A 6,595-nucleotide genomic window follows, 5' to 3' on the forward strand; every position below is an offset into this window, starting at 1 on the left:
ACATATCCTGACAGTCCAGCCCTAATGTGACTTCCACCGCAAATTTTCGGGGCGCGGATCATGCGGCGATCTCCTCAGGCTGGGGCTGCTGGGCGTGCATCCAGTCGGCGGCCGCCTGCGCCTTGCTGGCGGCGGTGAAGATGGCGCGAGGGTCGTCTTTGAGTGCGCGCAACCACGATGCTACGTAGGCGGCATGATCGGCCCGCGGATGGTGAGCGATCCCGAGGTCGGCGAGCACGAACGATGCGGTCAGTTCAGCGCAAATTTCCTCGATCGCCAAGCTGTCGCGCTTGAAACGTTCGGCAAAGTTGCGGTCGAGCCGATGCTTTGCCCCTGTGGCGTGGGCCGCCTCATGCAAAAGCGTGCCCATCTGTGCTGATGCATCCCGAAACGAGGCAAAGGTCGGCATGAAGATGTGATCAAGGTCGATCCGGTAGTGCGCATCGTAGGCGCCCTCGGTGATCGGGATCTTGAGGGCTGCGACGAAAGCTTCGGCGTGCCCGAACCGCTCGCCCTCGGGTAGAACTGCGGCAGGTGGGGGTTCATAGCCCTCGACCTGGGCGAGGTTGAAAACGGTGAAGGCCCGCGCAAACATGCGGCCGGGTCCGGCTTCGCCATCGTCATGATCATCATCGGCGCGCGATGCGGCCTGTTTCCAGAACACAACCGTCGTTCCGCGTTCACCTTTGCCGACCTGTGCGCCAAGCGATGCCCACTGGCGATAGGTCCCCCAAAGACCGCTGGAATAGGCAGCCGCTTCTGCGGCAATCCAGAGCGCGAGCACGTTGACGCCGCGATAGCGGCGGCGGGATGTGACGTTCTGCGGCCTGGTGGTAGCAGCGCCATCATGGTGCCAGGGCATGCGCCAATCGCCGGCACCGGCTTCGATGGCAGATACAATCTCGGTGGTGATGCGCGAATAAACGTCGGCTCGTGGCGTCGCAGGGTGAGATCGGGACATGGCAGGTCTCCACGACGGGCGGAGGGAAACTGTCTTCCGCTCCTTCAATCCGTCACCCGCAAACCCGCCTCCTCTTCCTCTCCCGCCATACCGTTATGCGGTGTGGCGGTACCCGGTGCGATCTGTTCAAGAACACGCTGGATTCTGGCCACCTCGGCCTGAAGCGTCACCCGCTGCGGCTCTGGAAGCCGCTTCTCGCGCAACAACAACCGTGCCTCATCAGCACCGCGCTGCCATGCCGGGCGATGCCGTTCGGCGATGCAGGCATTGGGGCAGCGGACCGGTTCGCACATGGAGATCATTGGCCCGCTTGCGCCTGGCTCCGAACTCCGGTTCAGGCACAGGGCAGTTGCCGGATCAAAGAAGCAATCGGCCAGCGGGCCGACATGCAATGTCCGCGCGAGACTGCCCAGCATGGTGCGCAGACGTGGACGGTCGGCAATCATGGCAGGTAGCGGCGCCAACTCGTGGGCGGCAGTATCAAGCACAACTCCGACCCTGTTAGCGGCAGGCCCGCCAAGGCGTGCGCCACTTTGCCGCTCGTCGAAGTAGACAAGGATATCGTCGATCTGGCCGAGCGCACGCTGGGCTTCGATCTCTCCCCGAAATCCGGACCGGCTGCTGCCAGCATAGCCTTCGAAAGCCGCAACGCTGGCATGCTTGTACTGGATCATGCCGGCAATTGTTCCGAAGGGCCGGTTGGCGATGTGCCAGGCGATTGTGCGGCGAAACTGACGCGTTGTCAGACGCCATGGTCGGCCGTCGGGTCCGGCAGGAATGACGGGTGCCTGCGCGGATCCGAATTGGTCGTTGAGGTGATCGCGGAACCGGTTGAGTTGCCGGACTATCTCTGCAGAGACGTGCGTCTTGGTATTGGCCCGAAGCGTGAGGACTGGCCACAGGGTCGTTGTTCCGCGCGCTTGTCCCGCCCGCGCGGAAAGGCGTTCGAGGACATCGATGGCTTCAGCGACCGGCGCGATGGTCACCCACTCGGTCTCCTCGCCGCCGCCGCGCTTGCCCTTGTAAGCAGTGGACTTGATACGATGCCGCAAGATCGTACCGTCTTCGGCTCTGGTAATAGACAGGCATCCCCGCCTCATGGCTTGGATCTCGCTGTCCCGCATGCCTGAGAGAAAGGCACATACGATATAGGCTGCGGACTGCAGCATGACTTCCTCGAGGGGCAAAACCTTGGCATCGAAGCGGGTGCGCCAAGGCAGGCCAGTATCGGGATCGGCAGAAATGGGCGTATCCATGCCGCCGATCTCGGTGCCGAGTTCTGCGATGGCAGCGGCGATGAGGTCTGGTGCACCCGTGGCCAGGCCAAGGTGCATGGCAGGTTCGGCCTGCGCGTTGATACCGGCATGGAGGTGGATCAGGTGGTAGTTGATCGGCGGCGTGGCGGCGCCGGTTTGCGGATCTGTTCGCGTTGCGCCGTTATGTGCCGTGGTCCAGATCGGAATGCCGCGCCCATGCTGCCGCAAGGATGCAACATAGTCGAGGAGGCGTTGGCGTTGCCGTAACCGACGAACAGCGGGATCCAGAGCTTCCTCAGCGGCAAGCAGACGGTTGCGCGTTGCTTCAAGGCGATCAAGTTCCGCCCGTGCGGCAAGGATATCGCCTGCGTGGCAGGTCACGTAGCGCAACGACCAGGAGAGGAGCGGCGTCATGATCGCTTCAGGAATGCGCGGCGTCCGGTTCTCCCCTGCAATATGCTTTGCGCCCGCCACGGAAAACGGACTGCGTCCCGGCCACGGTTCGAAGGACAGGCGCGCAGTCGGCAGATGATGCTGCAACTCGTGCAGGTCAAAGATGATCCGCAGCAGCGCTGCCGCTGCAACTGGGCGCAGCCCGGCTAGGCGCAAGGATCTGGCGTAGCGATCGACCAGAGCCTGATCGACCCGGCCGAGATCGAAACGCCCCAGCTGGGCCTTGACGAAGTCGAAAAAGCGCAAGGTCCGGTTGGCCTCGCCGCGCACCCCGGCCGGCTCAAGCCGCGAACGGTGACCGGGGAGATCGACATTGAGCCGCGCATGGAGAATCTGGCGCAGGGCATCAGCAATGGATGGATCTTTGATACCGCCGAAATGTATCGTGACATGGCAGCGCCGGGCGTTGTCGCGAAATACGCCGGGAGCCAGATCCCACACCGGATCGCCGTATCGTGAAATATGCGCGCGATCGCAGCCGGGGCGCAAAGGCGCGGTCATAAGCACAGGGAGGGCATCGCGCTCATCGCCGCTCTCCGCCAGAAGCTGGACAGCGGTCATGCCCGTGCCTCTGGCGGCAGATAGACCGTGGGAGGGTCGTCCGCGACTTGGGCACGGGCCCTTGCCACGACGTCTTCGGCGAAGGCAGGCAGGATCTGCTGAACGATGCGATCATGGGCATGACCAAACTTGGTGGTCCACTCAGCAGCACTCAGGCCGACCCGCTGAGCGTCGACGAAGGAGAGAAAGGCGAGAATAGCAGGCAGCTTGCGCGCGGTAATGACCGCGTTGCGGCAATCGAGGCAGGCCCAGAACGGTGTAGGGCATGGGGTGCCGACGGATGCGAAGGGACTGGAATAGAAGTTGCCACAGCTTGCAAGCCAGACGTCTTGTTCGCCATCGAGCAGTGCGGTTGAAATGCCCCCATCATCGGGATCAGGGCTTGCCAACTCGCCGCGCAGCCGGTCCTCGTCTTGAGGAGGCAGGATCATTGGACCAGCGAGCGCCTCTTCGAGGGCATCTGCCACGGTCTGCTCGTGCAGCGGTCTGAGGGAGGGAATATCGGCGTAGTGCCGTGCCGCGATATCGACGGTATGACCAACGGCGAAGCGGGCCATGTGGCCTTCGGTCTTGAGATACCACAAGGCCTTGTGCGTCTTGCGCAGATACGAAAGACACAGATGGAGCGGTTTACCCTGATCATCGGTAATACAATGGCGCTGCGTCCAGGCACTGACCTTCAAGCGCAGTTGACGAATACCTGCGGTGATCTCGCCCGGCTGAAAATAGACCCAAAGGTTATCGCTGGAGTTATGGACCCTGGCCTTGGACGATAGGGCGATGATGCGTCGGATCAGACCGCCAGGGGTGGATGAGCCGCGATCACGCACCCGGATTGTCTTGTGCTCGGCACCGTGTGCCCGCAGCTTGGTGTAGGCGATATCGACGGTACCACCTGCGGCATTGCGCAGACAATCGAGGGTGAGCGACTTGCAGCACTCCAGCTCAAGCCCTGTCTCGAGTAAGAGCAGAACAAGAAGCGGGACGATATCGTCGGCAGTAAGATAGTGGGCTGCGTGGAGCCTCAGGTTAAGCCTGTCACTGGTGAGATCGCGCTTTTTGCGCAGCTTGTAAAGGCTCTGAAACGTGGGATCACGGTAGCCCAGAACACCGTTTGTCTCGATGGCAGCATGGGCTTTGCAATATGCGGCATCTATCTGCGGCACCTCATCGATCTGTGGCCCCGATCGCAAGCGCGCCTCGATGGCAGCGATATCAGCGCGTGCCGCATCGCGCAGCTGGCGGGCTACATACGGACTGTAGGCATCGCGTGGACGGGAACGAACGTGTGCGTGTGAGCTGACGTAGCGCAGTCGTTCCCGCAAGCCGGAATCGACAAGCTCAGGGCTGTCGTCCGCGATGCGACGAAGGACGGAAACGACCTTGGCGACATAGGTTGGTCCATGCACGCGAGACTTGCCCTGCGCGCTGAGCCATGTCTCAAATCCATCGATGTGATGGGCGCGAAGGTCAGCAGGGCCGTTGATCCGGTCACCTGTCCCGGCCAGGTAGGCAAAGAAGCTTGGCAGCTGGTTGGCGTATGTCTTGAGGGACGAACGTACCATGATGGGGCCGCGCGGAGCAGCCAGCATGAACAGGCTCCGGGCAAATGCGAGCGCCAGGCCGCGTGGTCGCAAGCCCGTGAAATCGACGAGCAGCTCGCCGCCATATAAGGGATGGATCATGAAGCGCAGCGTGCTGATCTGCGACCATGGATCGGCTTGGGGCGCAGCCGCCTCGGTCTCGAAGCTGACCTTGCGTCCTTTGCGTGGAGCAGCGGTCATGATCGAAGATAGCCTGGTACGAGTGCCAACAGCTCTTCGACTGCCGCATCGACGGTATCGGCACGCGTGGCGAGGTGATCCAGATAAATAGAGGTCGTCGCGAGGCTCGAATGGCCAAGCAATCGCTGGACCTGTTGAAGCGGATCGCCGACCAGCTGGCGATAACCTTCCATGGCGCCCACTGGTGCCGCTGCGTCGGCGAGGCGGCGCTGGATCAGCATGGCCAGCATGTGGACTGCAAAGGAATGCCGGAGTTGATGGGGGCTAAGCCGGACCGGGATGCCGGCGTCCGTGCAGCGGCGGCTCGCCCGTGCGAAGATCGCTTCCCACGAGTTGGGCAACACAGGATGGCCCACCTCGGTCAGCCAGAGGACCGCGGCTTCGCGCGGCGTTCCATCGTCAGCGCAAATAACAAGCCTTGCGCGTTCATCCGGTGTGACGACCTCCATGTCCATCGTGCCACCGCCAACGAGATGCAATGCGCGCTGCCCGAATGAGGGGCTGTGTATGAAGATCGGGCGGTCGATGGCTTCCCAGCCACGGCGCTGTGCGAACTTGGCGACGGCTGCCGCTCGCTCAACGGCGATGTAGGCGTCAAACACCGGCAACAAACGGCGCGGCAGCAGCATGCTTCGCCCCCTGTCACCCTTGGTAAGTGCCGCCGGAAGCTCGACCCGCCGCTGACGTTCCGAGCGGGCGTCGCAAACCGGAATCTCAGCTGAGAGCAAGTGGGATGCCTCTTCCAGGCGCAGGCCGGTGGTGACCAGCAGATCGGCGAACAGCGCGTTGCGCGCGCCATTGCGGTCACGCGCTCCAGGACGCTCGGTCCCTTCAACGGTCAGGCCGCGCAAACCCACTTCCCGGAAGGCGCGGTAATCGGTGAGATCGATGAAACGGACGTCGGAACGACGGGCTGCGCGCTCATAGGCGTCATTGCGGCCCGTGACCGCCGCCCGGCGCCCATCGTGCGATCGTCGCCAGACCTGACGATGCGTAAAAGGTGTACGCTCGATCAAACCCTCCCGTTCGGCCCATCGATAAAGCTTGTCGAGCGAGGCAATCGCCCGGTTCCACGTCGATGCCGAAATCCGGAACTCAGCATCGCTGCGCCGCCGGGCACGATGATAGGCACCGACATCATCGGCATCGGCTTGCCAAACGAACTTGCCACGGGCCGAAGCGAGAAAGCGAACCCAGACCAGGACATCATAGCCATGGGCGCGCAACGAGTGTCGCGAACGCGAACCGTTCAGCGGCAAATCGAGGAAGTAGCGCTCAAGGTGGAGATCATAGATCGCACCATCACGCAGGATTACCGGGATGTAGGAGTCCAGGCCATCCGCCGTGCGGCGCTCCTGAATGACGATCGACGCACCTGAAATATCCACAGCTTGTCAGCCCCTCTCCCAGACCCCCTCCCGACTCCAGATCGCACACGTTGCGTGCCTGCGGGACGGTGGTCATCAGGCCGGATTACGCCAGCTTATGGATAGCGCTTCATCCGGCCTGATGCCCCCCTGCGTTGCGCTGAAGCATACCGATCAATGGTGCGTCAGGCGCGGTGCAGACTGTCCAGATAA

The 6,595-nt window shown here is 62.5% G+C and carries 4 protein-coding genes; all 4 read right to left on the minus strand.

The features are described from left to right. Positions 1 to 58 precede the first annotated feature (58 nt). The 4 genes from EH199_RS24050 to EH199_RS24065 are packed head-to-tail and all read right to left on the minus strand — an operon-like array spanning position 59 to position 6,403. Positions 59 to 961, minus strand: a complete 903-nt coding sequence (locus EH199_RS24050) for an ArdC family protein (RefSeq protein ID WP_124811545.1) — start codon at positions 959 to 961, stop codon at positions 59 to 61. A gap of 44 nt (positions 962 to 1,005) precedes the next feature. Further along, positions 1,006 to 3,231 (minus strand): integrase, encoded by a 2,226-nt coding sequence (locus EH199_RS24055; protein ID WP_124811546.1) that lies wholly within the window; start codon positions 3,229 to 3,231, stop codon positions 1,006 to 1,008. Next, positions 3,228 to 5,015: a hypothetical protein gene (locus EH199_RS24060; RefSeq protein ID WP_124811547.1), complete on the minus strand. Its 1,788-nt coding sequence runs from the start codon at positions 5,013 to 5,015 to the stop codon at positions 3,228 to 3,230. The genes EH199_RS24055 and EH199_RS24060 overlap by 4 nt, the downstream gene beginning before the upstream one ends. Continuing rightward, positions 5,012 to 6,403 (minus strand): site-specific integrase, encoded by a 1,392-nt coding sequence (locus EH199_RS24065; protein WP_124811548.1) that lies wholly within the window; start codon positions 6,401 to 6,403, stop codon positions 5,012 to 5,014. Before EH199_RS24065 ends, EH199_RS24060 begins: the two co-directional genes overlap by 4 nt. Positions 6,404 to 6,595: the final 192 nt, after the last annotated feature.

This window comes from Novosphingobium sp. LASN5T (assembly GCF_003856955.1).
Classification (GTDB): Bacteria; Pseudomonadota; Alphaproteobacteria; order Sphingomonadales; family Sphingomonadaceae; genus Novosphingobium.